We start from the raw sequence: 26,396 nt of genomic DNA, 5'->3' as shown, positions 1-26,396 counted from the left end.
GATAGCTCCATGCCCGATGGGATCGCAGTGCGGAAGCCTTGCGATCCCATCGGGCGCCCCTTTGTTGATATCGGCGTTACATCACAGCTGGCCGGATCGTTCAGCTTGAAAGGGGCTGTCAGGACGCTTCTCCATCGAGTCTGCTGAGGAGTCCGTCGAAGATCTGCTCGCGTGTGACTTGTCCCTTCGCTGCCGCGTCGTCTCGCTGGCGTTCGAGGGTGGGCCGGAACTCGATCGTGGTGACGAAGAATGTGCACGATTCACAGATCGACTCGAAGTGGCAGTCCATCTCGATGGGGCGAGCGCAGTAGCCGTTGCCGAGCATCCGGCGATGCATCTCCCGGCGGAGCTTGGCCATCTCCGTTCCCTCGGCATTGGCCGGCAGCTGACGCGGTGCGTCGTAGAGTGCCTCAACCTTCTCCGAGACGGCGAAGTATTCGTCGGCGCCGGTGCGGTCGGCGATCCGGGCGTAAACACGGGTCATGGACAGCGACTTATGTCCAAGCAATGCGGCGATGGCCTCCAGCGACATGCCCCGGTTGATCGCCTGGGTGGCCAGAGTATGCCGGAGCTGGTGTGGGGTGACCCGGCCGAGGCCAGCCCGCTCGGCTGCCTTGCGGACCGCGGCCTCAATGCGGGAGGCATTGACCGGGCGGCCGTGATCGGTGAACAGCAGGTTCGAGCGCAGGCCCTCGGGGCGGTGCAGCAGCCAGTCGTCCAGCAGCGTCTTCAACTGCGGGTGCAGGGGGACGTAGCGGTCGGTGTGCATCTTGCCGACCGGGACGCGGAGCCAGTAGGCGGAGCCGATCTGCACGACCGCGTCGACGGTGAGGCCGAGCATCTCGCTGCGGCGCATCCCGGTGCGGGCGAGGATCTCGATTGCCAGCCGGGTGAACGGGTCAGAGTCCTGGCGGGCAGCGGCCAGCAGTTTGGCGGCCGCGGCGTCATCGAGGAAGCGAGGCAGTGGTTCGTCCGCGATCGGGAAGTCGCTGTCGAAGACCAGCTGGCGGGGCGGCCGGTCGGCGGCATCCCACTCATCCAGGCGGCCGAAGAAGCCGCGGAGTTTGCTGAGCCGGTCGCGGACGGTGTGCCGGTGCAACGGTCCTCCGCGGGCGGCCGGCCGCTCAAGCAGCCACTGCCGGTAGCGTTCGACGTGCCGCCGCTTGAGCTCCGCGACGCAGGTCACGGCCGTGTCCTCGGCGGCCACCAGGAGGGCGAACTCCCGCAGTGTCAGCTCAGTGTTCTTCACAGTTCCCGGCCGCAGCGTCCCGGCGATCTGCTGCAGATAAGGCTGCATCGTGTCCGCCAGCCCGGCAGGGACGCGGGCCCACTCGCGGGCGCGCATGTCGGCGTGGTCCGGGGAGCGACGGCGTGGGAGCTGGTCGGTCAACTCGCAGTGGAAGAGCGTCGCTTCCAGGTTGAACAGGGCGGTCGAGAGGGCCTTGACGCCGCGATTGGGGATGCGGCGGGCCGCCTCCAGCAGCAGGCGGCGTCCCTGGTCCCAGTCGCTCTGTTGCAGCTGGTCCGGCTGCTGTCCGAACAGGGCGATGAAGTGGGCCAGCAGGTTGAACTGGGTCATGGCCACCGTGTCGCGGAAGCCCAGTGTGCGGGCGGTCTCCATGAACCGCAGGTGCAGTTCTGGCTCGGTGCGTGCGAGCACGATGCCCAGCCTCGGACGCCGGGCGACCAGGTAGTCGGCGCCCGGCTGCATGCGTCCGGTGACCGCCAGCCAGCTGATGAACCGGTGCGTCTCGTGGTTGAAAGCAAGCTGGCGTTCCAGCGGCAGCTTGCGGAAGTCGTCGAGGTCGGGCACTGCGGCGAGTAGGACTCGGGCGCCCCAGCGGACCTTGTGGTCGGTGTTCATGCCCTGCGCGGCCCGGTGGGCGAGGTAGCACTCGACAAGGTCCGGGCGCACGATCGACAGGGCGGCGGCGCGGGCCCGGCGCATCAGGACTCCGCCCGGTCGGCGTCGATGGCGGCACTGGCCTGAAGGTACTGCTCGACCAGCCAGCTGTTCGCCAGGTGGATGTAGATCCGGGTCGACTCGATGGAGCGGTGTCCGGCCTGGGCCTGTACCGCTTCCAGGGCCATGCCCGCCTCCCGCAGCCGGGTCAGGCAGGTGTGGCGGAGCTGATGACAGGTCAGCCTCGATAGTCCGGTTCGCTTCCGGACACCATCGAGAATCTCATCCAGACCATCGGCGGAGAGCGGTCAGCCGCGTGTGGGCCCGCGCAGCACCACGAACAGCCGATCGTGGTCGACGGGTGGACGCTCGCGGTCCAGATAGCCGCCGACCGCGCTGAAGAACTGCGCGGAGACGGGTATCAAGCGCTGGTGGCCGCCCTTGCCCTCGCTGATGAAGACCCGACGTTCGCCTGGTGAGAGGTCGCCCAGCCGCAGGCCGAGTACCTCGCAGCGGCGCAGCCCGCCGAGCAGCATCGCCAGGACCATGGCCCTATCCCGTGCGGTGTTCACCGCGCCGAGCACCGTCTCGACCTCAGCCGGTCCGAGGACGCGCGGGAGAGTCCGGGGCGTACGCAGGAGCGGTGCCCCGCGGTTGCCGCTGCGGCGGCGGTTGGCCAGCCCCGTCGGCACCGGGTTGCGATCAATGGCCAGGTCGTCGCGGGTCATGAGGTAGCCGAACAGCCCGGAGACGCTGGCGAGTCGGCGCTTGATGGTCCGAGCCGAGAGTCCTGCTTCACCGTCTTCGAGCCGGACGACCTTCGGTGCCCGCCTCGGCTTCTTCTGCGCGGTGATGAACGCGAAGACGTCAGCGGTGACGACGTCAGCCGGCTCCTTGGGCACCACCGAGAAGAAGACCTTCAGGTCGTAGGCGGTCGCCAGCAGGGTGTTCGGCCGGCAGCGTGCCGCAACGAACTCCAGATAGTCGTCGACCAGGGCGTGCCCCAGCGATGGCGCGGTGTTCCCCGCGGCGTCGACGCGTCGTACCAACTGCGGCTGCCAGGCCATCCGGGCTCCTCGACGGAAGCGACCATCCTGACCGGCAATGTGGGATCGCGGAAGAGTTGTCACCCACATAACCTCCGAAGAACCGGAATGCCTCGACGTGTGCTTGCGTCCAGGCGTGCTGGTCCATGTGAGCGACCGGACGGACGAACATGCGCCGCGAGGCGGGCAGCACCATCACGAACGCCCAGATCCGGTGCCGCTTTCCGGTGTTTGGATTCACCCACTGCCCCAGGAAACCGTAGTCGATCTGGGCCTCCGAGCCCGGCTCCACGTTCTCCCGCAGCACCGTGACCTTCGAGCGGGCCGCCTCGTCGGGCAGATTCTCGTGAACCCACCGGCGAAACGCCGTCAACGACGCCTTCAGCTTGTGCTCGTCCCGCAGCCGCTGATGAATCGTCGTCACTGTGCAAGTGTTCAGCAGTTCCAGGACGTGGTCACGGTGCTGTTCGATCTCGGGCCAAGTCAGCTGATTCAACCGCCTGTTGGCCTGATCCGGGAACCAGTTCCTGATCAGCTTCTGCCAGTCGGTCTCGCTCATGGGCGGCCCGCCCGGGGCCATCCCTGCGGCCTCGGCCGGCGCCAGGTACTTCCTGATCGTCTTGCGGTCCAGCCCGAGCGACGCCGACAACTGCGTCTTCGAGCGGCCCGCGTACCAGTGAACGTAGATCTCCACGATGTGCGTCACGCTGAAGGTTCTTCTCGCCATCCGGATCGTCCGCCGGGCTCCCGGCTCGCTGGTCGAGGGACGCCAGTGACTCCGAGTAGCCCGGACCCTCACCCGGCACCGGCATGCCCCGGGGGATCTCCACCAAGACACAAAAAGGATCTATCGGTCGAACAGACCACCCGACACGGCGAAGATCTACAAGCCAAGTCCACGACCGGCATCCCCATCCGTGACGGGCGTCCCCCTGGGGAATCGGCCGGCATCAGGGTGGGGAATTACGGCGACAGCTTCAGTCAGAAAGTGGGGATTTGAGCCGTCGTCGACATACTTCGGCCGCGGAGGTCAGCTCAAGTCCTCCTGGTACGGAGACTGCCTGCCGGAACGGGACTTCCCCCTGCTGGTCGACCTGTACCTACAGGGCCGGCTACCCCTGGACAGGTTCGTGTCCGAGGAGATCGGCCTCGCCGACGTCGAGACCACCTTCGAGAAGATGCACCACGGCGAAGTACTCCACTCGGTGGTCGTCCTGTGACCGCCGGCCCGCGGGTGGAGCGGTTGATCACTTCAGGCACGTTTTCCCTGGACGGCGGAACCTGGGAGGTGGACAACAACGTCTGGGTCGTCGGCAACGACGACGAGGCCCTCGTCATCGACGCGGCACACGACGCGGACGCCATCACAGCCGCGGTCGGCGACCGCCGGCTTAAGGGCAGTGCCTCGTGGTCTCATCCGATTCTGCCAGGGAGGGCAATACGAGTTCGTCACGCGCAGTGCATGGCTGGGCAATGCTCACTCGGTCGCTACGGCCATCATCCTCGAGACGTACAAGCGGGGCGGAGCGCTCACCGTCACGGTAAGTTGACGGTCAGGCCTGGACACCCCGCTCGACAGTCGTTCACGATCAGCCCGGTGTGGCGGCGGTGGCGAGAGGGTGTCCTCGCAACCGCCACCCCGCGACGGGGCACCGTGCAGGTGAGGTCAGCGGTTATGCCTCGATCACGCGGGCGATCGCCTCGATCTCGAACCGGAAGTTACGCGCGAGCCCGGATCGCACCGTGCTGCGACTTGGCAGCGGCGCGGCGAAACGCTCCCGGTAGAGGGCGTCGAACTCGGGGTACAGATCCATGCTGGAGAGGTAGCAGGTGGTTTTGACTACCGCGGACAGCGCGGAGCCGCCTGCGCTCAGTACGGCTTCGAGGTTGTCGATCGCCCGATTGACCTCGTCCCGAAACGACTCCTCCCGCTCGGAGGTCTCGACGTTCATGCCTACCTGACCAGAGGTGTAGATCATTTCTGCCACCATCGTGGCCTGGGAAAACGACGCCATCTGCGGAGCGGTCGGTGTAGTGATGGTCGTGAAGTGATTGGTCGTCATTGCCTGGTTTCCCATCTTCAACGAAGCGGACTCAGTGCCGCGAGCTCGGCAGGCGCACGGCCCGAAAGGATCTGCTGGGTCAGCAGCTTGCCGGTCAGAGGCCCGTGCGCGATCCCCCACATCCCGTGTCCGCCGCAGACGAACACCCGCTCGGATTCGGTTCGTCCTACCAGCGGCAACCCGTCCACTGTGCACGGCCGGGGGCCGACCCACTCGTCGCTGCGGCGCGACCAGTCGACCTCACCGAGCATCGGAGTGGCCGCGGCGACGATCGTGTCAATACTCCGGCGGTTCAACGGCCGATCCGGTGCGGCGAACTCCATGATCCCGGAGACCCGCACTCGGCCGTCGAGTGGCGTGAACACTACTCTCTGACCCGGCAGGTAGGTCGGGGCGGAGGGCAACCCCTCGGTGGGCATGCTGAAGCTGTACCCGCGCCCGGCCTGTACCGGGGTCCGGACACCGAACTTGCGGGCCAGCGGGGAGATCCAACCGCCGGCAGCAAGGACCGCGACGTCGGCGGTCTCGGTGGTGCCGTCGACGAGGTCGACCCGCACGCCGTCACCGGTGTCGTCGACGCCGGTCACGGCGTCGCCTTCGAGTACCCTCCCGCCGGCCTGCACAACAGCCTTGTGCAGAGAGGCCAGGAAGCGTGGGGGATCGATCGAACGCTGCCCGCGAAGAAGAATGCCCGCGCGGACACGCCCGCTCAGCGCCGGCTCCCGAGTACGTGTTGCCTCACCGTCGAGCAGGTCGAAGTCGACTGTCATTCCGCCGCTGCGGATGTGGTCGATCTCGGAGAGCATCGACTCACGCTGGCTTTCACCGGCGAATGCGATGAGGAACGGATCGTCCTGCCACGTCGTATCAGCCACCCCGCCGTGCGCCAATAGGTCATACGCGTCGAGAGCCTGCTGATTGAGGACCGTCAACGCCTGCAGGGCTACCTGCCATCGGCGGTGAGTGCAGTTCCTGATGAAACGTCCGAGAAACCGAGCAAGAGCTGGATCGGCTGAAAGAGGCACTCGGACAGGAGAGGTCGAGGAGAAGGCTTTCAGGCCGACGCGCAAAGCCGACGGCTCGGGCAGCGGCACCGCGAGGGCCGGAGAGAGCCACCCAGCATTCCCCCACGAGGCGCCGGCGGCGACATGACGACGGTCCACGACCGTGACCTTCACACCCTCCTGCAGCAAGAACCACGCGGTCGACAGGCCGGCTACCCCGGCTCCGACCACGACTGCGCTACGCGGCGAGACAGTACTGGACATGTGCAGGTTCTCCTCATCTGAGTTCTAACCAGAGCCGACCGGACGGACCTTTCGGTGCTGGATGGATCTAACGCACCACTCATCGTTCTGCGCACTCCACGCGAAGGCGTCCGGCACGCCGGTCGACCCCGGTCACGGTGACGTGTTCGCTGGTCTTCCCGCCACGAGCCCGGACCCGCTCCGCCAGCGCGCCGGTATAGGCGACCGGGTCGAGACACCGCTGCCCCCGCACCCGCACCGCCGAGACCACCCTGCCGGACAGGTTGGGTTCTGCCGTGCGTGCCTGGTCACCGGTCAGCAACTCGACCTCGACCGGCTGTCTGGCGGCCGCGACCCCGTCGAGCTCGTGCAGCAGTCCCGCCGACTGCCCCGCCTGGGCGAATGCGGCCAGCACCGCCGTGTCATAGGTGGCGGCATCCACTCCCGCCGCGCGCTGCGCGTCGAACGCTTCGAAGATCCGACCGTTGAGCTGCCGGAACCCGGCCATCGCTCGTTCCCAGCCACGGCCCGTGCAGTGGCGCACCGAGAAAACAAGCACCGGGCCAGTTCAGCGTCCGCACGCATCGGCAGCCGCACCGGTGAGCGCCGATTCAGCACCGCGCTCAGGATGTAGTGCAGGATCGATGGCTCGAACAACGGCACCGTGAACGAAGGCGCGACGTATCCCGCGTTACCTCACGACGCTCCGTTCCCGACCGATCCCCGGTCGAGCACTTCCACCTCGACGCCATATTCCTGCAATAACAAGGCGCACGACAGTCCCACCGTGCCCGCACCCACCACCACGACCCGTTCAGGTGCCATCACGCTGCTCCGTTCCACCGCTTGCCCTTGGCCGAGAACTCTAGGCGCGACATGGCCCTCAGTGTTTGTCGGAGAGCGAGAACACTGGAGCAAGACTTCGTGCAGCAGTACAAACCTGTCATCGCTGCAGATAGCCCCCTCATTCGCGCCCATTCCGGCATTACTTGCCGAAATTGACGAAGAGGTGCTCTGACCTGCAATAACCTTAGCGCCCGCCTCGAATCGGCTTTCCCGCGCGGGATTCGGTGTCGAGCTCGCCGTCCGTCACCACGAATTGTCCGCCGACCAACAGGTGTCGGACACCGGTCGAGGGTGCGACGAAGTTGTAGCCGCCCTGCTCGGAGAATGTCTGCGGGTCGAAGACGATAAGGTCTGCATCCGCACCCGGTTGGACTCGCGCCTTCCGGCGCATCGCGGGAACGGCCTCCTCGATGATCCGCGCCGGCACCAAGGTGCACCGCTTGACCGCTTCGGGCAGAGAGAGCACGCCGAGCTCGCGGACCAGCCAGCCGAATGTCCGCGCATAGCATCCGCTGCTGCGCGGATGAGTCAGGGCGTGGGGCGGCACCGGCCAGTCGTGCAGCACCATCGCGCCGCCTGGCCCGACGACCGGCGAGGCGTCCGACGCGATGGCGGAGTCCGTGAACAGCAACGACCTCAGCAGCATCTTCCGGTCTGCTTCCTGCGCCTCATCGGCCCAGTGGACGAAGGCGAGGCCGGCGGGATCGTTGGAGCGCAGCTCGGTCAGCCGCTCCGTGTCAGCGACGAACTCCCCCGTCGGCAGGTAGCGCAGCCGGTTCGGCGAGATGCCCATGCGTGGCAGCTTCTCCGGTGCCACGAAGTCGGCACTGATTGCGGTCATTCCGGAGCCGTAGGGATACGCCTCGGTGGTGACGCGAAGGCCGGTCGTCTGGGCGGTGGCGAACGCATCGGCGATCTCGTCGATCATCCGGTTGGATGTGCTGTTGAGGTGGCACAGGTGCATGTGCGCCCCCGTGCCCGCCGCGGCCGCGAGGACCTCTAGCACCGCTTCCAGGGAGCTGTGCGGTTCCAGCGCGGAGGTGTAGCGGGCGTGAGTGAAGGTCGGCACGCCCAGTTCGGCGGCGCGCCGCGCGAGTGCGAAGTATTCGGTGATCCCGGTTTCGGGGGCGTAACCGACGGGGACGCCGATGCCGATCCCGCCGGCGAGGACCTCACCTTCCACATGATCGAGCAGACGATCCACGTCCCGGTCGCTCGCCGGCGCGCTCCATTTGGAACCTCCCCAGTTCGCCGTGACCATCAACATCGGATCATCGGGCGGCGCGCCGTCGAACAGCATCATCCGAGACAGCAGCCAGGACGCCGAATACCCGTAGTTCACCGGTCGCCCCTCCAGCTCGGCGGCGGCGAGAGCTGCGGTCACCGACGCGGCTCCCGTTTCCAGCTCGAGCGCGGTGGTCACCCCGTCGAGCGCCTGCAGGAGCAGGCCGGTCCGGGACTGCGCATGACTGTGCAGGTCGATGAAGCCCGGGGCGAGCACCAGCCCGCTGACGTCCAAGGTCCGCCGGCCTGTCAGGGGAGCCTCGGACACGTCGGTGATGCGGTCGCCGGTGACTGCAACATTGCGGATGCCGTCCAGACCGGTCTCCGGATCGATCACTCGGGCCCCGGCGAAGACGACGTCGCACGGCGTCGTACCGCTCTCGGTGCTCACGCGACGCGCCGTGCGGCGAACACGCCGCCGACGAAGTGGGTGGCCTTCTGGCCGTCACCGACGATGAAGGCGGCATCCCACAGCGGATCCCCGCCGAGCACGTCATCGGCGAGAATGAACCGGTGACCGTCCAGCGGATACAGTTCCGTCGTGACCGGCTCCGAGCCCACCCCGAGCGAACCTTGCGGATCCTTAGCCATCAGGCTCACGAAGAGTGCTCCGTCCTTGGCGGTCACGCGATACGTGCGGTCAGCGGTCTCGTAGGCGCCGATGTAGGGCTCGGTGTCAATCGTGCTGCCGGGACGCTTGGCCGGACGAATCGGCCGCTGGACGCCGAGCAGCTCCGCAAACACATGGTCGAAGACCCGGTCGGCGAAGTGGGAGCCGTGATTGGCGACGTTGACGGTCACCGCGACGGCGGCGTGCAGCTCAGGAACCCAGAGCAGAGTCGACGAACCGCATGGGCTATAGCCGAAATGGCCGAAGATGCGCACGCCGCCCCACGTCTTGGTGTACGGGCCGACGCACCAGCCGTCCGCCATCCCCTGGGTGGGCAGGTCCACCTGGCGGGTCTGCATCTCGGCGACGGAGCGCTCCGAGAGCACCCTCGTGCCGTCGGCCGCGAGCCCGTCGCGCAGGAACAGCTGCCCGAAGCGGACGAGATCGCCGGCGCTGCACGTCAGCGTCGCACCGGCCGGGCCGTGTCCGCGACCGACAGTCCACGGCTTCACGTGGTCGAAACCGCCCTCGGTGGCGATATGGCCGACGGCTACCGGATGGTAGACCTGCTCCTCGGGCAGGCTCGCCGAGTGCCGCAGCCCGGCGGGCACGAGCAGCCGGTCCCGGAGCGCCTCATCCCAGGTCATGCCGGTCAGCGTTTCCACCAGGAGCCCCGAGATACCAGCGGAGGCGTTGTTGTATCCGAAGATCTCACCGGGTTGGGCGATCACCGGGAGATCCGCCACCAGCTGCACGAGCGTGCGCACGGCGTCGTCGCCCCGACCGGTGTCGACGTAGGGCCCGTTGTCGATTCCGCTGGTCATCGACATGAGGTGCCGGGGCGTCACGGTGGCGGTCGCATCCTCGTCGCCGAGCCTGAATCCCGGCAGGAACCGGGCCACTGGCTTGTCGATGTCCAGCATGCCGGCATCGGCCAGCTGCATGACCAGCGCGGCCGTGAAGACCTTGCTGGTCGACCCGATCTGGAACAACGTGTCCGCGGTGACCGCGCGGCCAGTGGTGACGTTCTCGATGCCCACCGGGCATTCGACGAATTCGCCGTCGATGACGAGCGCGACCTGGGCGCCGACGATGCCCAGCTCAGCAGCGGCCGTTTCCGCCACTGACGTGAGCACTGTTGTGTCAATGGTCATCGACGAGTCTCCCTTGCCTGGCTCAATAAGATGTTGCGAGAGAAAGTAGGCGGATTGTGCGCCCCATCACTTCGTGCGGGCGTACGAAATCAGGTTGCCTGGCTCGTTGATTTCACCGAGCCCACCCCGATGCTCGCCCAGACACTACGACGGCCTCGTTCGCAGTCGGCGGAGCCGCAGGTCGATCAACGCCTCGACGCGGGCGTCGGGATCGGCGAGCTCCAGTCCGCCGATCTCGCACAGCCGTTTGAGCCGATAGCGGAAGGTGTTCGGGTGGATCCGCACCGCAGCGGAAGCTTTCGCGACGTCCCCGAATGCCTCGAGGTAGGCGGCGAGCGTACCGGTGAGGTCCGAGCGATGCTCAAAGTCGTATGCCAGCAGAAGGTCGACCGGGCGCAAGTGGTCAAGTTCGTCCTGGTCGAGAATGTCGGCCAGCCGCACAAGCATCAGCTCCAAGCGTACGGACCCGACCGTGGCGCAGCGTTCGGATCGCGTCGACTCGCGCAGGACCCTGAGCACGGCGTCGGCGTCGGCGCGAGATCTCACGATCCGGTCGGCCGTGTCCACGACGCGGCCGACCCCGGCTCTCAACGTCACCGGTGATCCCATGCGCTCCACGAAATCCTCCGCTACCCGCAGCGCAGCCTGCTCGCCCGATGCCGGGAACAAGGCGTAAACGGCATCACCGAGGGTTGTCACGGCAGCAGATCGGTACAGTGCGCTCAAGTAGACAGCGAGCGCACCGGCGACTCGGCGGATTTCCGCGGTCCGCTTCACGGCGTCGTTCTCGTCGGCGCTGCCGGCGAGCTCGACGGCCAAGACGGACACCGGTTCCTTCTCCAAGCCGAGCTGCCTGGCCGTCTCGTGCGGGTCACCGGATCCGCGGAGCAGCCGGGCCAGGAGTTCCGCGCGCAACCGGGTATCTACGGACGCACCCGCGCGTTCTCGCAGCAGGTGGAGCGCCACGATCTTGGCGGCGTCGACCAATGCCTGCCTGCGGTGTTCGGGCAGGGGTTCGGATACCACCGCCCAGACGAAACCGAGCACCTCATCGCCAGCGCGTACGGCGATCGCCGTACGCGGCTGGATGTCGTCACAGAGCGACGGGACATACACCGGGTCCGTGCTCCAATACAATTCCCGGAAAATCCCGAGCTCAGTCAGCTTGCGCTCGTATCGGTCGGGGACCTGCCGGCCCAGCACGGTCTGGATCCGGCCTTCGTCGGTGTCCGCCTGCCCGCCGGAGAACGCGAGTACCCGGGACGAACGGTCTTCGATCGTGATCGGTGCGTCCAGCAACGAACTGATGGCGTTGGCCAATTGGAACAAATCCCCGCTCGGGTATCCTGCGATCTCCTGGCCGGGCTCGTCGAACTCGGGAGGATCGAGCATGGCGCGCAGCAATATGATCAGCTGCACCCATGATGCGGCCCTGCTGACCTCGAGGACGCAGACGTTGCGGCTCATCGCGTCCCTGCGAATGGCGTCGTCGAGCGGAACCGGTGTCTTCAACAGCAAGGCCGTACCGCCACATCGCTCGATCTCGATGAGCAGCGCCTTGACCGTCGCGGCCTCCGTGACGCCGATGCCCAGTAGCATTCCCTCGGGAGAGACGTTGACGCCGTCCGCGGGGTCGTAGATCGACACCGAACCCGCCCGTAGATCCGCAGCGGATGGCCCGGCGACCGCGGCCACCAGCGTGCTCCCGAGGTCGTCCACGACCCGGCCGAGGCTCGGCAGCGGCCCACTGATCACGATCACCACCCTCTCCTCGTCAGTCCAATCGGCGACCAGGCAGGTCCTGTGCTCGGCTGCCGTCCAGGTCGATGAACACCGGGTCGGCCCCACCGGTAGCCTTGGCGAACACCCGCAGTCGACTGCGGGTGACCAGCAGCGAACCACCGGTAGGCGAGTACCCTACGAGGTCCGGATTCGGCCCAGGTCAGGCCCCGACCTTCTGGTACATCGTAACGACGCAGGCGCCGCCGAGCCCAAGGTTGTGCTGCAGGGCCGCATTGATCCGGCCCTCGACCTGGCGGCCCTCGGCCTGGCCACGCAGCTGCCAGACCAGCTCGGCGCACTGCGCCAGCCCTGTCGCCCCCAGCGGGTGTCCCTTGGAGATCAGCCCGCCGGACGGGTTCGTCACCACTCGGCCGCCGTAGGTGTTCTCGCCATCGAGGATGAACTTCTCCGCAGAACCCTCTGGGGTCAGCCCGAGCGCCTCGTAGGTGAGCAGCTCGTTGGTCGTGAAGCAGTCATGCAGCTCGACGACCCGCACGTCCTCGGGGCCGATCCCGCTCGTCTCGTAGACCCGGGCAGCCGCCTCTTTCGACATGTCGTAGCCGATGAGCCGCGTCATGTCTCCTTCGAAGGTGCTCGCGTAGTCGGTCGTCATGGCCTGAGCGGCGATGACGACGTCGTCCCGCAGGCCGTGGCGTGTGGCGTACTGCGGGGACACGACCACTGCTGCTGCGGCCCCACACGTGGGCGGGCAGCACTGGAACAGGGTCAGCGGGTCGTAGATGTTCCTCGAGGCCAGGACCTCCTCCACCGAGAGCGGATCGCGGAACACCGCGTAGGGGTTGTTGGCGGCGTGCCGCCGGGACTTGACCGTGATGTGAGCGAAGACCGAGGGATCCATGCCGGTTTTCTCGACGTACTGCTGGCCGGCCGCGCCGAAGAACGTCGCGGCATTCGGCACACCTTCATCCGGGGCTCCCCGGACCTGGTCGCGGACCTTTTCGAACGTCTCCAGGGCACCGGGTCGGTCCGTGAACTGGTGCTGGATGGCCCCGGGGATCATCTGCTCGAACCCAAGCGCCAACACCACGTCCGCCACGCCCGACTCAACGGCCTGGCGGGCCAGGAACAGTGCCGAGGAGCCGGTCGAGCAGTTGTTGTTGACGTTCGTCACGGGGATGCCGGTCTGGCCCACGTGGTAGAGCGCCTTCTGCCCGGACGTGGAGTCGCCGTACACATATCCGACGTAGGCCTGCTGCACGGCGTCGTACCCGACCCCGGCATCCGACAGTGCGCGACGGACGGCCTCGGCCCCCATCACGTCGTAGTTCTCGCTCCGGCCGGGTTTGGTGAACGGGATCATGCCGACCCCCGCCACCACGGCGTTATTAGTCATCGTCTTCCATACCTTTCTCGGTGAGTTAATTCAGTGGGTTGATTCAGTGGGTAGATTCGGGTCACCGCTTGGGCTCGGACTAGGGAGCCAACCGGCGTCCGCGACCTGGACAGCCGCGGTGGGTTCGCTCCAGGAGGTGCGGGAGAACCGCGGGGCGGGCCTTGGCTGGTCGACGCCGTTGATTCGCGTGTGCACTCCTCGATCGCGCATATGTGGGTGCTCGAGGGCCTCGGAGTAGGTCAGCACCGGTGTCACGCAGGCGTCACTGCCGTCGAAGATCTCCGCCCACTCCGGCATGGTCCGCGTTTTGAACGCCGTGGCGAACGTCTCGCGCAACTCCTCGGCACGGGCCTGATCGTGCTGGTCGGGCAGCTCGGCGGCGTCGAGCCCGAGCAACCGCACGGCCTCTGCGAAGAACTGGGGCTCGACGCAGCCAACTGCCATACTGCGCCCGTCGCTGCATTCGTAGGTGTCGTAGTACGGCCTCGAGCCGTCGAGAAGGTTATGCCCGCGGTGCTCCGACCATTGGCCGGCACCCCGCAGTGACCACATCGCCTGCGATAGGACGCTGGCTCCGTCACACATGGCGGCGTCGACGACTTGACCCCGCCCCGAGGTCTGTCGCTCGAACAGGGCGGCCAGAACACCGGCGATCAGGAACATCGAGCCGCCGCCGTAGTCGCCCACCAGGTTCAGCGGCGGCACCGGGCGCTCGTCCGGACGGCCGATGTTCTCCAGGATGCCGGTCAGCGAGATGTAGTTGATGTCGTGCCCGGCAGACGCCGCCAGCGCACCATCCTGTCCCCAACCGGTCATCCGGCCGTACACCAGGCGGGGGTTGCGGGCCAGGCAATCCTCTGGCCCCAGGCCCAAGCGCTCCGTGACGCCGGGACGAAAGCCCTCCACCAACACATCGGCATCCGCCACGAGGTCAAGGATCCGCGTGACGGCGGGCGGGTCTTTCAGGTCAGCTGTGATGATGCGGCGGTTGCGCAGCGTGTGGTCGCCCGCGACACCGGCGGTGGCGTGCCGCTCGACACGGATCACGTCCGCGCCCAGGTCGGCCAGGATCATGCAGGCCAGCGGGCCAGGGCCGATGCTTGCGAGCTCGAGGACACGAAGGCCGGCCAGGGGGCCGTGTCGCATGTTCGTCTCCTGAGTGATCACAGCACTCGGCTCCGGTCGTCAGGACCGAGCGCCGGTTGTGTTCGGTCGTCGTCGGCCTTGCTACGGTCGCGCAATGCCAGCGCGATCGCCGCCGCGCACGCCAAGGCCACCGGGACGGCAGCAAGCACGATGACGTTGCTGGCTCCCATCCCCTGGGCGATGAGCGCCCCTGCGACGGCAGGACCGACGATCGTGCCGATCCGGCCGAGCGCCGTGGCCATACCCACGCCTGTGGTGCGCGCGCCGGCGGGATAGACCGCTACCGCCATGGTGAGCACGCCCATTTGGCCGGCCATGGTTCCGGCGCCTGCACCGGCCAGCAGGAGCAGGACACCCCAAGACCCGAACGAGGTCAGGCCGAAGAGGCCCATGCAGCCGATTCCCAGGGCGGTCATCACCGCCATAACAGCGGAGATCCCTATCCGTGCAGTCAGCGGAATCACCAGCAGGCACCCCAATACGCCGCCGAAGCTGACAACCGCCAATCCGATCGGTGCGTCATTGGCACTGAAGCCGTAGTCCAGCAGCAGCACTGGCACCCACGACGACAGCGTATAGGCGCCGATGAACAGCAGGAACGCGAACGCCCACAGCAGACCGGTGTTCGCTCGAAATGCGGGGTCGAAGAGCCGGGCAACGCCGGCCGCCTTTTTCGCCTCGGTCTTTGTGCCGACAGCGGGAGGTTCCTCCAAAACTGCGGCCATTGCGACGAGGAGAATAATGCCAGCAATGCCCCCGGCCCAGAATATGCCGCCGCTGCCGAACAGGTCCAGCAGTGGACTGCCGACAAGGCCCCCGACGATCAGACCGACGGGCAAGCCGAGGGTGACACCCACCGAGACACGTTGCCGGTAACGTTCCGGAACCATGTCAGTAGTGACCGACACCGCAACCGGCAGCAAGATGCCGATCGCGGCTCCAGTCGCTAGACGGACCCCCGAGAACAGCGCCATTGACTCGAGCGGCAGGACGACGGCGCTGAGGATCGTCAGGATCGAGCAGGCGGCCACACTGCCGATCAGCAGTTGTTTTCGTCCGAGTGCGGCTCCCAGCCAGCCGGCCGTCATATACCCCACGACGACGCCCAAGTTGGTCAGCGCCAACGGGAGGGTGAAATCGCCCACCGGAACACCCCAGTCGTCCGCCATCGCGGGCACTGACGCTGCAAGCGCTGCGGTATCGAAGCCATCGCTCAACACCGCCAAGAAGGCGACCGCTAGGATTCCCCACTTGATCTGGGTTGAACCGCTGGTGACGCTCTGTTCTCCATTACTCATGACTGCCCTAGCTCTCCTGTCAAATGGGTCGTGTCACCGCAGCGGGTCAGGCTCCTCCGCCAGATGTCGCTCGACGCAGGAGTCGATGAGCACCCTGGAGTGTGCGCAGTGACGGCTGCCTCGGCGAGCACGAACTTGCTGTTCTGGAAATCGAGAACCGGCTGCCCAAACGCCGTGCGCGCCTTGGTGGAGCCCACCGTCTCGCGCACTGCCGTCTCCATGGCGGCCATCGTTGTGACCGCGAGGACGTTGCCGCGGGGCACACGGACACCTCGAAGGACGGCTATGCCCGTTGGAGATGAACGCCTTTGACCCGACCGGACGAGGAGAGCAGCGATCCCATCACGGTCATCCGCCCAGCGCGGTCTACCACTGCCTACCCGGCCGCAGCCGACGAGTCGGCGGCTGCAGCGGCGACCCAGCCTCTCTCTGCGTCAAGGAGTGCTTCGTGGTCGGCGACGACCGCAGCACGCAACTCGACCTTGTGGATCTTGTCGAGCGTCGCGTGTGGCAAGGCGCCGACAACGTGGACCTCGCGTGGGACCTTGAAGTCGGCCAGCCTGTCCCGGCAGGCATCCATGACCCGATCGGCCAGGCCTGGGTCTGGATTCTCGACACAGACGAAGGCCACCGGCACCTCGTCGAGCTTCTCGTCAGGCCTGCCGACGACCGCGGCCTCGCCGAGCCCCAGGACGTCGAGGATGACTCGCTCGATCTCGGAGGCTGCCACGTTCTCGCCACCGACCCGCAGCATGTCCTTGGCCCGGTCCATAAAGGAAAACGTGCCGTCGAGATTGAGCCTGACCAGGTCTCCGGTCGCGAACCAGCCCTCGTCGTCGAAACTCTCGCTCGTGGCTGTGGGGTTGTTCCAGTACTCGGCGAATATCGACAGCCCACGAACACCTCGGATGAACAAGGCACCGGTTTGACCGGCGCTGATCGGCGTTCCGTCCGCGCTCACGACCTTGATGTCGTATTCCGGGGCTACCCGGCCGATGCTGCCCGGCACGTCGTCATGCCCGTCGGAGACGATGCCGTGGCTGACGGTCTCGGTCATCCCCCACCATCCGATCGACTCGACCCCGAACCTGTCCTTGAAGACAGAGCCGGTGGGTCCCGCCATCATCCGCAGGGAGTGTTCATCGGGCGGCCGGCTCGCCAGGACGGCACGCGTGGACAGCGGCATCAGGGACAGCCAGGTGCACCCGTGTTGCACCGCGATGTCCCAGAACCGGGAGGTGGACCACTTGGGTGCGAGGACGAACCGAGCGCCGACCCACAGGCTCGGCAGGACTGAGTAGCCCAAGGCATTGACGTGGAACAACGGCATATACGCCAGGTGGACGTCGTCGGATCGAAGTCCCTCATGGGCGGCGTTGGTCCGGGCGGCCCACAGTCCATTCGCATGTGTCCAGAGCACGCCTTTGGGCCGGGACGTCGTGCCGGAGGTGTACTGGATACTCAAAGCCGCTGCGGGATCCGCGGGCGGCAGGTGCACCCCCTGGGGATCGGCGGATCCGGCGAAAATGGGCGCGCGCGGCAAGTCGGGCTTGGTGACGGCTACCCAGCCGAGGTTGGGCCCAGCCGCGGTGACGAGCTGCTCGAAGGATGGCTGCGTGATCGCGCCCACCGCATCGCTGTCTGCGATGTAGTACGCCAACTCGTCCTGTGACGACCGGGCGTTCGTGGTGACCGCAACGGCATGCAGCGCGGCGCAACCGAACCAGGCCAGAAGGAACTGTGGGCAGTTCTCCAGGTGGATCAGGACGCGGTCTCCTGGCTGCACTCCGGCCTGCACGAGGCCGGCCGCGACCATCAGGGACTCGTCATGGAACTCCGCGTAGGTCCACGACTCCGGCTCGCCTTCGAAGGGATGCCAGGTAAGGAAGGTGCGATCGGGATGCGCGGTGGCTCGATCGGAGAGCAGGCGCCACATATCGAAGCCCAGGAACGGATGGAACGGCGGCAGGCAGATTTCTCGCGAACCCATGCTCACGCCTCCGTCCATGTGGCGTCCAGCGGGACCACCGCCGAACGGCCCGAAGCACGGAACGGAGAACAACCGCCCGGGCCGCCGACTTCGAGCGAGACTCCATGTGATCTCTGCAAAGTGTGCCTCCTAGATCGACGCTTCAACTCACTGAACTGGGTACGTATATCTGTGTGATTCACTTGGAGCGTGTCCAAGTGCGCGATCCACCACGGGTCGAGGCACAAGGCGGGTGAGTCCTCGACCCACGCTCGGTGGAAACCGAGGCTCGCAGCGAGCGCGATGTGCTCAGGTGCGTCCACACTGGCGTAGAACGCGCAGTAAATCGCGGGGATGGCAGCTGCAGGACTCCTTTGTCTGTTGTCGCGATCACAACGACCGAGCGATGATCTCTCGCATGATCTCGTTGGTGCCGCCGGCGATTCGGGTGACACGGGAATCGGTGAACAGCTGCGCGATCGGGTATTCCCGCATGTAGCCGTAGCCGCCGAACAGCTGCAGCACCCGGTCGATGACCCGCCCTTGGGTGTCGGTGCTCCAGTACTTCGCCATCGCCGCGCGGCTGTCGTCGAGCTCACCGCGCTGGAGTCGCACGATGCAGTCGTCGACGAACGTGCGGTTCACGGTCGCCTGGGTGGAGCACTCGGCGAGTTCGAATCGGACGTGTTGCAGCGCGCTGAGCGGTGCACCGAACGCGTGGCGTTGTTTCGTGTAGTCGATTCCCAGAGCCACGGCACGTTCGGTCTGGACGGTCGCTTCGACCGCCATGAGCAGCCGCTCCTGGCGCAGGTTGGCCATCAGGTGCGCGAACCCCTGGTTCTCTCGGCCGAGCAGCTGATCGGCCGGAACGCGGACCTCGTCGAAGAACAGCTCCGCGGTGTCCTGCCCCTTCAGGCCGATCTTGTCGAGGACACGGCCGCGCCGGAACCCGGGCGAGTCGGCATCGACCAGCAGCAGCGACACTCCCTTCGATCCGGCTGACGGATCGGTCTTCGCGGCGACAATGACCAGGCCGCAGGTTCCGCCGTTGGTGATGAAAGTCTTCGACCCGGAAAGGACGAACTCGTCGCCGTCGCGAACCGCCCGCGCCTGCAGGGCGGCCACGTCCGACCCGGCGCCGGGCTCCGACATCGCCAACGAACCGATGGTGGTGCCGGCGGCTAGACGGGGCAGCCACTGCCGCTTCTGCTGCTCGGTGCCCAACGAGAGCAGATAGTGGGCCACGATCCCGCTGTGCACGATGTTGCCGAAGCACTGAGCCCCGGCACGGCTGATCTCCTCCAGCACGACGATGTCGTGAGTGATCGATCCCCCTCCCCCGCCGTACTCCTGCGGGATGGAGGCGCACAGCAGGCCCAGCTCACCGGCTCGCGCCCAGAACTCCGGGTCGACATGCCCCTGCCCGGCCCACTTCTCCAGCTGTGGGACGGCTTCTCGGCGCAAGAACTCGGCAGCGACCTCGCGTAGCAGTTCGCCTTCGTCGTCCGACCAGGCCGGCCGGGTGGCTGCGCGGGTCATGACGCCTCGGTCGCGGGAACGGCACCGGTGCGGATCCGGTCGAGGACCTCGGCACGTATCGCCGAGCGACGGACCTTACCGGCGTCGTCACGCAGCGGCTCGTCGCGGTCCGGCGAACAGCTCGGCCCAGTCACTCGCCTCCGCGTCGCAGGTCCGGGACCGAGCGACCGGACGGCCACCTCCCGGACGAAGGTCCGCTCCGGCTCGTACTGTGCGCGCAGACGCACCGTTTCGTTGAGGGAAAGCATCTCGGTCACGTGGCATCTATCTCTCTACGGTGCGGCCCCGTCCGAAGCGCGGGGTCGTGGACCGCGCAGTCGTCGGGCCAGTGCAGTGGCGGTAGCTCTTCGAGGGTCTGCGGGAAGTGCGGAACTCGCTTCTGCAAGAAGGAATCGATGCCCTCGGCAACGTCGGGGCTGCGGCCGCGTTCGAACGTGGCGCGGGAGTCGGCCTCGTGGACTTGGCGGGGGTGATCGGCGACGAGGCCTTTCCAGAGCAGCTCGCGAGAGATCGCCAGGGAGACCGGTGCGCTGTTGCGGATGATCTCTCCAGCCAGGTCGATCGCGGCCGTGACAACGTCGGCGGCCGGGTGGACGGCGTTGACCAAGCCGGCGTCGCGCGCCTCGGCGGCGCCGACGAGCCGGCCGGTCAGCGTCCACTCCAGGGCTCGACCGGCCCCGACCAGGCGGGGCAGGAACCATCCCGAGGCGCCCTCGGGGACCATGCCGCGGCGGGCGTAGGCGAACCCGAACGTCGCGGTGTCGGCGGCGAGGCGGATGTCCATCGCGCAGACCAGGCTCGCCCCGAATCCGACGGCGGCACCGTTGACGGCCCCGATCACGGGTTTGGTGCACTCGAACAGGCGCAGGGTGGCCTGGCCGGCGAAGTCCCGGAAGTCCTCCGCGGTGGCGTCGGGCAGGTCGTCGGCGAAGGTCCGGACACCGGCCGAGAGGTCGGCACCGGCGCAGAAGCTCGTGCCGGCTCCGGTGATGACGATCGCGCCGAGCTCCGCGTCGGCTTCGGCCCGGTCGATGGCGGCGATCAGCTCATGCACCATGGCGCGGTCCACGGCGTTGCGCCGCTCCGGGCGGTCGAGCGTCACGACCGCGACGCCGTCGATGCCCTCGAAAGCGATGCCGGTGCTCTTCGCGGCCCCGGAACCAGGGCGGTTGGTGGTCATCGGCGCACTCCGCCCGCGCCGGACACACCGGCCGGTCCCTCGACGAGCGGATCGGACGGAACGGCCTCCAGCAGGGACTCGGTGCGTTCGCGGATCTGTTGGTCCATCTCAGCGCCGGTCAAGATGTAGGGGCGGTCGTGGACGATCGCGTCCACGACCAGTTCGCCGACGACGCCAGGGTCGACGCCCCGCTCGCGGAGCGAGTCGTGGGCCGCGTCGAGTATGGACGCGATCTTCGTCGAGTGCTGCGGTGCCTCCGCGGGGTGCGCCCGTTGCGCGTTCTTCACTATGTCGGTGGCCACCGGACCGGGGCAGAGCACACTCACACCGATGCCGTGGTGCGCGAGCTCGACCCGCAACGATTCGCTCAGTCCGACAACGGCGTACTTCGAGGCGTGGTAGAGGAAGCCGGACATGTACAGCGCCGAGCTGCCGACGAACAGGCCTGCCGCCGAGGCGGTGTTCACCACGTGACCACCGGTGCGGCGTCGGATCATCCGGGGCACGAACGCCTGAATGCCGTTGTACACCCCGCCCGCGTTGATCCCCATGACGTGGTCCCACATGGTGTGGTCCATCCGCGAGGGTGAGACCGAATCGATGATCCCGGCGTTGTTGACCAGGATCGACACGGGACCGAGCGACTCCTCGACGGCGTCGGCCACGGTCGCGTAGGCGGCCCGGTCACGGACGTCGAGCGCGAACGGGCGAGCGCTCGTCGTCGTCGACAACTCGTCGGCGGCCTGGCACGCCGCGGTCTCGTCGACGTCGGCCACCGCTACGGACACCCCGCGGCGGGCCAAAGATGCCGCGATCGCCCGCCCGATACCGTGCGCACCTCCGGTGATAAATGCGGTGCGGCCTGCGAGTGAATCCGAATCCACGTTGTCCTCCTGATCAGATGTCTGCCGCGTCGGGCGCCGGCGGGGCCGCGACGTCGATGACGAGCACGGGCTCGGTGAACCGGACGGCGGACCCTTCGGTCACCTTCAGCTCCCGGACCTGTCCGGCCGCCGGTGCGGGAATCGGTACCAGCATCTTCATCGCCTCGATGACGAGGAGCTGCTCGCCCTTCTCGACGTACGCCCGGACGGTCGTGCCGAGCTGGAGACCGTCGCCGTCATCACTGCGACGGCATCCGCTTCGCCACGTCCCGGATCACCGCCGCGCCGTTCGGGTCGAGCAGGCTCCCGTCGTGGACCAGCCGCGCGTGGGAATGTCCGATCTGGTGCAGCGCGAACGCCGACTGCAGCGCGTTCCACTGGCCCTGGGCGTCCAGGCTGTTGTTCACCGCCTGTTTGGCGAGCTTCAACCCCATTGCAGGGCGCTGGGCGATCTCCTCGGCGATGCCGAGCGTGAAACTTTCCAGGTCGTCGCGCGGCACGACGTGATTCACCATGCCGACGTCAGCTGCTTCCTGGGCGGTGATGTAGCTGCTCCGGAACAGCATTTCCTTTGCCTTGCGCGCTCCGAGCTCCCATGCGTGGACGAAGAACTCGTGTCCGTTGACCCCGAAGGCGACGGTCGGGTCGGTGAACGACGCGTCCTCGCTGGCGACGATCAGGTCGAACGGCCAGACCAGCATCAGGCCGCCTGCGATGACGCGGCCCTGTACCTGGACGATTGTCGGCTTCGGGAGGTTGCGCCACCGCCAGCACAGACCGAGATAGGCGTCTTCCTCAGTCGCCATGTGACCGTGCGCGCCGGGTTGCTCGAATCCCCCCGTCGCCGTGACGCTATCGTAATCCGTGATCGACGCGCAGCTCGCGAGATCGTGCCCGGACGAGAAGTCCGGCCCGTCCGCCGCCACGATGACGACCTTGACGTCGTCGTCCAGCATGGCCGCCTTGAGCGCGGCATCGAGCTCGTACAGCATCTGGTAGTCCTGCGCGTTGCGCTTTCCCGCACGGGCCAGCGTCACCCGCGCCACCCCAGTAGCGGCCGTCTCGCACCGAATACGCTCGTAATCGGTACTCGTCTCTCGACTCGACATCGGCCCTCCGACCTGTAGGTGCAACATCCCGTAGCGGTAATATTTAAAATCATTGCTTACCACCACAGTGCGGTAAGATATATCGCCGTTGCGTACCACTGTCAAGCCGTCCCGGGCCCTACAGGGAAACGCGCGGAGCCGAGGACCCCAGCGCACGGGGCCGCAGCCACCACAGGAGAAGGACATGACCAAAGCGGCACCGACCGGGGCAGTAACGCAACTGCCGCCCAGCCCACCCCCACGGCTGGGACCACCCGCCGAGGCGCTGACCACCCGTTCCCGCACGTTGCTCGACAATCTCGAGACGTTGATCGTCACCGAGGGCTTCGCGGCCTTCACCCTCGCCGACCTGGCGCGACGGTTGAGGTGTTCGCTGCGCGCGTTCTACACGATCGCCCCCACCCGGCACGACTTGCTGCTGGTCGTCGTCGACCGGCGCATGCGGCGGCTGGGGAGGCGCGTGCGCGAGGAGCTGGCCGAACATGAGGACCCGCTGGTCCGCCTGCACCTCGTGCTGACATTGGAGGCGACCGCGCTGCAGGCCACCAGCGCACAGTTCCGGCACGACGCACGGGCCCTGCCGGAGATGATCGAGCTCATCCTCGCGCACAGGCACTACGGCGCGTCCATGATCCACCAGATCCTGGTCGAGGGGATGTGTCAGGGGCGTTTCCGGCAGGTCGACCCGGGTGCTGTCGTGGAGTTCATCGACGCCGCCGTCTCCCGGCTCGAACAGCCCCGGTTTGCCGACGGCGCCGATCACCGGTGGAGCGAGTACGTGGAGGAGCTCAGCCGGTTCGTCGAGGCCGGAGTCCTCGCCGGCTGACGCGAGCGCTGCCGGAGATCGTTTGTCGTAGCGACCTGGCCGGCACGCCCGTGCGACGCGACAGACGATCAGGTCGGGCCGGAGAGCGTATCTGCGGTCGAGCAGAACTCGGATGCGCGTGCCGCCGCCGAGCCGGACACCGACCCGCACGCACGCCGGACTGACGAAGCACCAGGCGGGGGGCGCCGCTGGTCCTGTCGGTCTTCGGCATCCCCTGCCTGCACTGGCCACCCGCCCCCACCCAGCATCGCGATCATGAACACCGCGACCAGGCTCTTCCGGGAGTTCGGCTACTACGACGTCAGCATGGACGACATCGCCGAGATGGCCGGCGTGACCGTTCCCACGGTGTACGCGCACTTCGCCGACGCAGCGGCGCTGCTGATCGAGAGGGCCGGACCTCGGGAGCCGGATGGCTCAACGAAGAGCTCGCCCGCGCGCTGGAGAACGAGATGACTGTGCTCGCACGGTTGCACGCCGTCTCCCGTTCCTATGCTGGCTACTGCGTGGCACCACGCATCGCATCTCGATCATCGTCAACGAGCTCGTCGGACTCGTCACGAGAGTTCGTGAGGAGTGCAGACGTGATGAGCTGCGCATGCTGGTCCGGGTTGCGCTGGGCGTGGCCAATGAGGTCACCCGAACCCGGCGCTGTCTGGAGCGATGACAGGTTTGTACTGCGGCACGAAGTCTTGCTCTGGTGTTCTCGCTCACCGACAAACGCTAAAGGTCATGTCGCGCCTAGAGTTCTCGGCCATGGGCAAGCGGTGGAACGTAGCAGCGTGATGGCACCTGAACGGGTCGTGGTGGTGGGTGCGGGCATGGTGGGACTGTCGTGTGCCTTGTCGTTGCAGGAGTGTGGCGTCGAGGTGGCAGTGCTCGACCGGGGATCGGTCGGGAACGGAGCGTCGTGGGATAACGCGGGATACGTCGCGCCCTCGTTCACGGTGCCGTTGTTGGAGCCATCGATCCTGCGCTACATCCTGAGCGCGGTGCTGAATCGGCGCTCACCGGTGCGGCTGCCGATGCGCGCGGACGCTCAACTGGCCCGGTTCTTGTTTTCTCGGTGCGCCACTGCACGGGCCGTGACTGGGAACGAGCGATGGCCGGGTTCCGGCAGCTCAACGGTCGGATCTTCGAAGCGTTCGACGCGCAGCGCGCGGCGGGAGTGGATGCCGCCACCCATGACACGGCGGTGCTGGCCGCATTCGCCCAGGCGGGGCAGTCGGCGGGACTGCTGCACGAGCTCGACGGGGTCGCGGCCGCCGGACAGCCGGTCGAGGTCGAGTTGCTGACCGGTGACCAGGCACGCACCGCCGAACCCAACCTGTCCGGCAGGGTGGTCTCGGCAGTGCGGGTGCGGGGGCAGCGGTGTCTCGACCCGGTCGCCTATACCGGCGCGCTGGCGGAGCGGGTCCGGGCTCGTGGCGGCAAGACCAGCGAACACGTCACCGTGACCGGGGTCGACCGGCGTGCCGGACACCTTCGCGTGGAGTGCGCAGACGACCAGCGTGACGCGGACGCAGTGATCCTCGCCGCCGGGGCCTGGCTGCCAGAGCTGGCGACCGCGCACGGGGTGCGGATTCCGCAGTTTGGCGGGCGGGGCTACAGCTTCACCGTGCCGCTGCACCGACCGCTGTGCCTTCCTGCCGCCCGATCAGCGCTCGCGCCCCGCAGCGACCGCATGCGGGTCACCGGTGTAATGGAGCTCGCCCGGCCGGACGCCACGCCCGACTGGCGGCCGATCGCCGCGACTCGTCGCGCTATCGCGCCGCTGCTCGAAGGGGCCGACTGGGACTCGGTCGCCGATGGCTGACGGTGTTCCTCCTGCCCGCCTACTTGCCCGATCTCCACCCCGTTGAGTGGGTTTGGGCGCACGTCAAGCGCAGCCTGGCCAACCTCGCCGTCGTCGCCCTGGACCGGCTCGAAACCCCGTCCGCAACCGGCTCAAGCGCCTTCAGTACCGGTCCGACAACCTCGACGGTTTCATAGCCGGTACCGGCCTGACCCTCGACGAACCCACGTCACCTTGAAGAGCCGAAGTCAGTAACCGACAGATAAGGAGGTACACGATGGACATGGACGGTGCGTCAGCGGTCGTCGCGGGGGGAGCGAGTGGACTCGGGCTGGCCGCGGCTCGCCGCCTGGCCGGGCTGGGTGCCCGGGTGGTGGTGCTCGACCTGCCCGGGGGCCTGGGTGAGGAGGCCGCCGCCGGTCTCGGCGGATCGGCGGTGTTCGCCGCCGCCGACGTCACCGACGAGGCGGCCGTCGGTGCCGCCCTCGACGCGGCGGACAGACTCGGTCCCGTGCGGGTCGTGGTCAACTGTGCGGGCATCGCCCCTGCCGCCCGCGTGCTGACGAAACGCGGCGAGGCCACGCCCCTCGCGGACTTCCGACGGGCCGTCGACGTGAACCTCGTCGGCTCCTTCAACGTCCTGCGGCTCGGCGCCGAACGCATGCTCCGAGCCGACCCGCAGGGAGAGGAACGGGGTGTCGTCATCAACACGGCCAGCGCGGCGGCCTACGACGGCCAGATCGGCCAGGCCGCCTACGCGGCGGGCAAGGGAGGCATCGCCGCCATGACACTGCCCCTCGCCAGAGACCTCGCCCAGCACCGCATCCGCGTGATGTCGATCGCCCCGGGCCTGTTCGACACGCCGATGCTGGCCGGTCTCCCCGAGGCCGCGAGGGCGTCTCTGGGCGCCCAGGTCCCGCACCCGAGCCGGCTCGGCGACCCGGACGAATACGGCGCGCTCGTCGCGCACATCGTCGCCAACCCCATGCTCAACGGCGAGGTGATCCGCCTCGACGGGGCCATCCGCATGGCACCCCGCTGAACGAGGAGCCGATACGGGGCCACCACACACACCGACGTGCCGGGCCCGGGCCGGCGCGTACGGAACACACACCGAGGGAGCAGGACATGCGGGACGCAGTGATCGTCGAGGCCGTGCGCACACCGGTCGGCAGGCGCGGCGGGGGGCTGTCGGGGGTGCACCCGGCGGTCCTGTCGGCGCACGTCCTCGACAGCCTGGTGCGCCGGGCCGGCGTGGACCCGGGCCTCGTCGACGACGTTGTCTGGGGATGCGTGAGCCAGGTCGGCGAGCAGACCTACGACATCGCCCGCACCGCCGTACTCACCGCCGGCTGGCCGAC

22 protein-coding genes and 7 pseudogenes are annotated in these 26,396 nt (G+C 67.4%); 9 read left to right on the top strand and 20 right to left on the bottom strand.

Annotated features, from left to right (window positions below; translation table 11 throughout):
- Positions 1-118: 118 nt before the first annotated feature.
- The 3 genes and pseudogenes from ACFCZF_RS27785 to ACFCZF_RS27775 all read right to left on the bottom strand — a co-directional run bounded on the left by ACFCZF_RS27785 (position 119) and on the right by ACFCZF_RS27775 (position 3,655).
- Positions 119-1,948: a tyrosine-type recombinase/integrase gene (locus ACFCZF_RS27785; protein WP_376673938.1), complete on the bottom strand. Its 1,830-nt coding sequence runs from the start codon at positions 1,946-1,948 to the stop codon at positions 119-121.
- Positions 1,948-2,631: pseudogene (locus ACFCZF_RS27780) on the bottom strand (tyrosine-type recombinase/integrase). Before ACFCZF_RS27780 ends, ACFCZF_RS27785 begins: the two are co-directional and overlap by 1 nt.
- A 154-nt stretch (positions 2,632-2,785) precedes the next feature.
- A complete protein-coding gene (locus tag ACFCZF_RS27775) occupies positions 2,786-3,655 on the bottom strand; it encodes a hypothetical protein (protein ID WP_376673937.1) in 870 nt (289 codons plus the stop codon).
- 295 nt (positions 3,656-3,950) lie between these two features.
- On the opposite strand from ACFCZF_RS27775, the pseudogene ACFCZF_RS27770 reads away from it, so the two are divergent.
- Together ACFCZF_RS27770 and ACFCZF_RS27765 are read left to right on the top strand one after the other, a co-directional pair.
- A pseudogene (locus ACFCZF_RS27770) lies at positions 3,951-4,169 on the top strand (S-(hydroxymethyl)mycothiol dehydrogenase); the annotation flags it as partial.
- Positions 4,166-4,342, top strand: a pseudogene (locus ACFCZF_RS27765) (MBL fold metallo-hydrolase); the annotation flags it as partial. The pseudogenes ACFCZF_RS27770 and ACFCZF_RS27765, both read left to right, overlap by 4 nt.
- A 280-nt stretch (positions 4,343-4,622) precedes the next feature.
- On the opposite strand, the gene ACFCZF_RS27760 reads toward ACFCZF_RS27765, so the two are convergent.
- The 17 genes and pseudogenes from ACFCZF_RS27760 to ACFCZF_RS27680 all read right to left on the bottom strand — a co-directional run bounded on the left by ACFCZF_RS27760 (position 4,623) and on the right by ACFCZF_RS27680 (position 22,414).
- The gene (locus ACFCZF_RS27760) at positions 4,623-5,012 is read right to left on the bottom strand and encodes a RidA family protein (RefSeq protein WP_376673936.1); all 390 of its coding nucleotides are present in this window, start codon (positions 5,010-5,012) and stop codon (positions 4,623-4,625) included.
- A gap of 17 nt (positions 5,013-5,029) precedes the next feature.
- Positions 5,030-6,280 carry an NAD(P)/FAD-dependent oxidoreductase gene (locus ACFCZF_RS27755; protein ID WP_376673935.1) on the bottom strand — a complete coding sequence of 417 codons (1,251 nt, stop codon included), beginning with the start codon at positions 6,278-6,280 and terminating at the stop codon, positions 5,030-5,032.
- 79 nt (positions 6,281-6,359) lie between these two features.
- Entirely contained in the window at positions 6,360-6,767 is a 408-nt protein-coding gene (locus ACFCZF_RS27750; protein ID WP_376673934.1) for an FAD-dependent oxidoreductase, read from the bottom strand.
- A 188-nt stretch (positions 6,768-6,955) separates the two neighbouring features.
- On the bottom strand, positions 6,956-7,237 hold the full coding sequence (locus ACFCZF_RS27745; RefSeq protein WP_376673933.1) for an FAD-dependent oxidoreductase: 282 nt from the start codon (positions 7,235-7,237) through the stop codon (positions 6,956-6,958).
- Positions 7,238-7,289: 52 nt separating this feature from the next.
- Positions 7,290-8,780: an amidohydrolase family protein gene (locus tag ACFCZF_RS27740; RefSeq protein WP_376673932.1), complete on the bottom strand. Its 1,491-nt coding sequence runs from the start codon at positions 8,778-8,780 to the stop codon at positions 7,290-7,292.
- The gene (locus ACFCZF_RS27735) at positions 8,777-10,153 is read right to left on the bottom strand and encodes a serine hydrolase domain-containing protein (protein ID WP_376673931.1); all 1,377 of its coding nucleotides are present in this window, start codon (positions 10,151-10,153) and stop codon (positions 8,777-8,779) included. Before ACFCZF_RS27735 ends, ACFCZF_RS27740 begins: the two co-directional genes overlap by 4 nt.
- A gap of 144 nt (positions 10,154-10,297) precedes the next feature.
- Positions 10,298-11,914 carry a PucR family transcriptional regulator gene (locus ACFCZF_RS27730; RefSeq protein WP_376673930.1) on the bottom strand — a complete coding sequence of 539 codons (1,617 nt, stop codon included), beginning with the start codon at positions 11,912-11,914 and terminating at the stop codon, positions 10,298-10,300.
- Positions 11,915-12,095: 181 nt separating this feature from the next.
- Positions 12,096-13,289 carry a lipid-transfer protein gene (locus ACFCZF_RS27725; protein ID WP_376673929.1) on the bottom strand — a complete coding sequence of 398 codons (1,194 nt, stop codon included), beginning with the start codon at positions 13,287-13,289 and terminating at the stop codon, positions 12,096-12,098.
- Positions 13,290-13,319: 30 nt separating this feature from the next.
- Positions 13,320-14,456 carry a CaiB/BaiF CoA transferase family protein gene (locus tag ACFCZF_RS27720; protein WP_376673928.1) on the bottom strand — a complete coding sequence of 379 codons (1,137 nt, stop codon included), beginning with the start codon at positions 14,454-14,456 and terminating at the stop codon, positions 13,320-13,322.
- Entirely contained in the window at positions 14,453-15,733 is a 1,281-nt protein-coding gene (locus tag ACFCZF_RS27715; protein ID WP_376673927.1) for an MFS transporter, read from the bottom strand. Before ACFCZF_RS27715 ends, ACFCZF_RS27720 begins: the two co-directional genes overlap by 4 nt.
- The gene (locus tag ACFCZF_RS27710) at positions 15,730-15,996 is read right to left on the bottom strand and encodes an acyl-CoA dehydrogenase family protein (RefSeq protein WP_376673926.1); all 267 of its coding nucleotides are present in this window, start codon (positions 15,994-15,996) and stop codon (positions 15,730-15,732) included. Before ACFCZF_RS27710 ends, ACFCZF_RS27715 begins: the two co-directional genes overlap by 4 nt.
- Before the next feature lie 113 nt (positions 15,997-16,109).
- Positions 16,110-17,723, bottom strand: a complete 1,614-nt coding sequence (locus ACFCZF_RS27705) for an AMP-binding protein (RefSeq protein WP_376673925.1) — start codon at positions 17,721-17,723, stop codon at positions 16,110-16,112.
- 369 nt (positions 17,724-18,092) lie between these two features.
- Positions 18,093-19,241: an acyl-CoA dehydrogenase family protein gene (locus ACFCZF_RS27700; RefSeq protein ID WP_376673924.1), complete on the bottom strand. Its 1,149-nt coding sequence runs from the start codon at positions 19,239-19,241 to the stop codon at positions 18,093-18,095.
- Between the two features lie 253 nt (positions 19,242-19,494).
- Positions 19,495-20,421: an enoyl-CoA hydratase-related protein gene (locus tag ACFCZF_RS27695; RefSeq protein WP_376673923.1), complete on the bottom strand. Its 927-nt coding sequence runs from the start codon at positions 20,419-20,421 to the stop codon at positions 19,495-19,497.
- Positions 20,418-21,305 carry an SDR family oxidoreductase gene (locus tag ACFCZF_RS27690; protein ID WP_376673922.1) on the bottom strand — a complete coding sequence of 296 codons (888 nt, stop codon included), beginning with the start codon at positions 21,303-21,305 and terminating at the stop codon, positions 20,418-20,420. The genes ACFCZF_RS27695 and ACFCZF_RS27690 overlap by 4 nt, the downstream gene beginning before the upstream one ends.
- 13 nt (positions 21,306-21,318) lie before the next feature.
- Positions 21,319-21,492, bottom strand: a pseudogene (locus ACFCZF_RS27685) (biotin/lipoyl-containing protein); the annotation flags it as partial.
- A gap of 52 nt (positions 21,493-21,544) precedes the next feature.
- The gene (locus tag ACFCZF_RS27680; RefSeq protein ID WP_376673921.1) at positions 21,545-22,414 is read right to left on the bottom strand and encodes an enoyl-CoA hydratase; all 870 of its coding nucleotides are present in this window, start codon (positions 22,412-22,414) and stop codon (positions 21,545-21,547) included.
- Between the two features lie 184 nt (positions 22,415-22,598).
- Between ACFCZF_RS27680 and ACFCZF_RS27675 the strand changes: the two genes are divergently transcribed.
- From ACFCZF_RS27675 to ACFCZF_RS27645, 7 genes and pseudogenes are all read left to right on the top strand, one after another.
- Positions 22,599-23,240, top strand: a complete 642-nt coding sequence (locus ACFCZF_RS27675; RefSeq protein WP_376673920.1) for a TetR/AcrR family transcriptional regulator — start codon at positions 22,599-22,601, stop codon at positions 23,238-23,240.
- Between the two features lie 255 nt (positions 23,241-23,495).
- Positions 23,496-23,696: a helix-turn-helix domain-containing protein gene (locus ACFCZF_RS27670; protein ID WP_376673919.1), complete on the top strand. Its 201-nt coding sequence runs from the start codon at positions 23,496-23,498 to the stop codon at positions 23,694-23,696.
- Positions 23,693-24,202, top strand: a pseudogene (locus ACFCZF_RS27665) (FAD-dependent oxidoreductase); the annotation flags it as partial. The gene ACFCZF_RS27670 and the pseudogene ACFCZF_RS27665, both read left to right, overlap by 4 nt.
- A 104-nt stretch (positions 24,203-24,306) precedes the next feature.
- Entirely contained in the window at positions 24,307-25,056 is a 750-nt protein-coding gene (locus tag ACFCZF_RS27660) for an NAD(P)/FAD-dependent oxidoreductase (protein ID WP_376673918.1), read from the top strand.
- Positions 25,044-25,273, top strand: a pseudogene (locus tag ACFCZF_RS27655) (IS630 family transposase); the annotation flags it as partial. The gene ACFCZF_RS27660 and the pseudogene ACFCZF_RS27655, both read left to right, overlap by 13 nt.
- Before the next feature lie 39 nt (positions 25,274-25,312).
- Positions 25,313-26,077: an SDR family NAD(P)-dependent oxidoreductase gene (locus ACFCZF_RS27650; RefSeq protein ID WP_376673917.1), complete on the top strand. Its 765-nt coding sequence runs from the start codon at positions 25,313-25,315 to the stop codon at positions 26,075-26,077.
- Between the two features lie 86 nt (positions 26,078-26,163).
- Positions 26,164-26,396, top strand: a pseudogene (locus ACFCZF_RS27645) (acetyl-CoA C-acetyltransferase); the annotation flags it as partial.

This window comes from Streptomyces sp. NPDC056296, assembly GCF_042268605.1.
In the GTDB taxonomy this organism is placed as follows: domain Bacteria; phylum Actinomycetota; class Actinomycetes; order Streptomycetales; family Streptomycetaceae; genus Streptomyces.
Note: the sequence above shows the minus strand (reverse complement) of the source record. Positions and strands in the feature narration are given on the sequence as shown.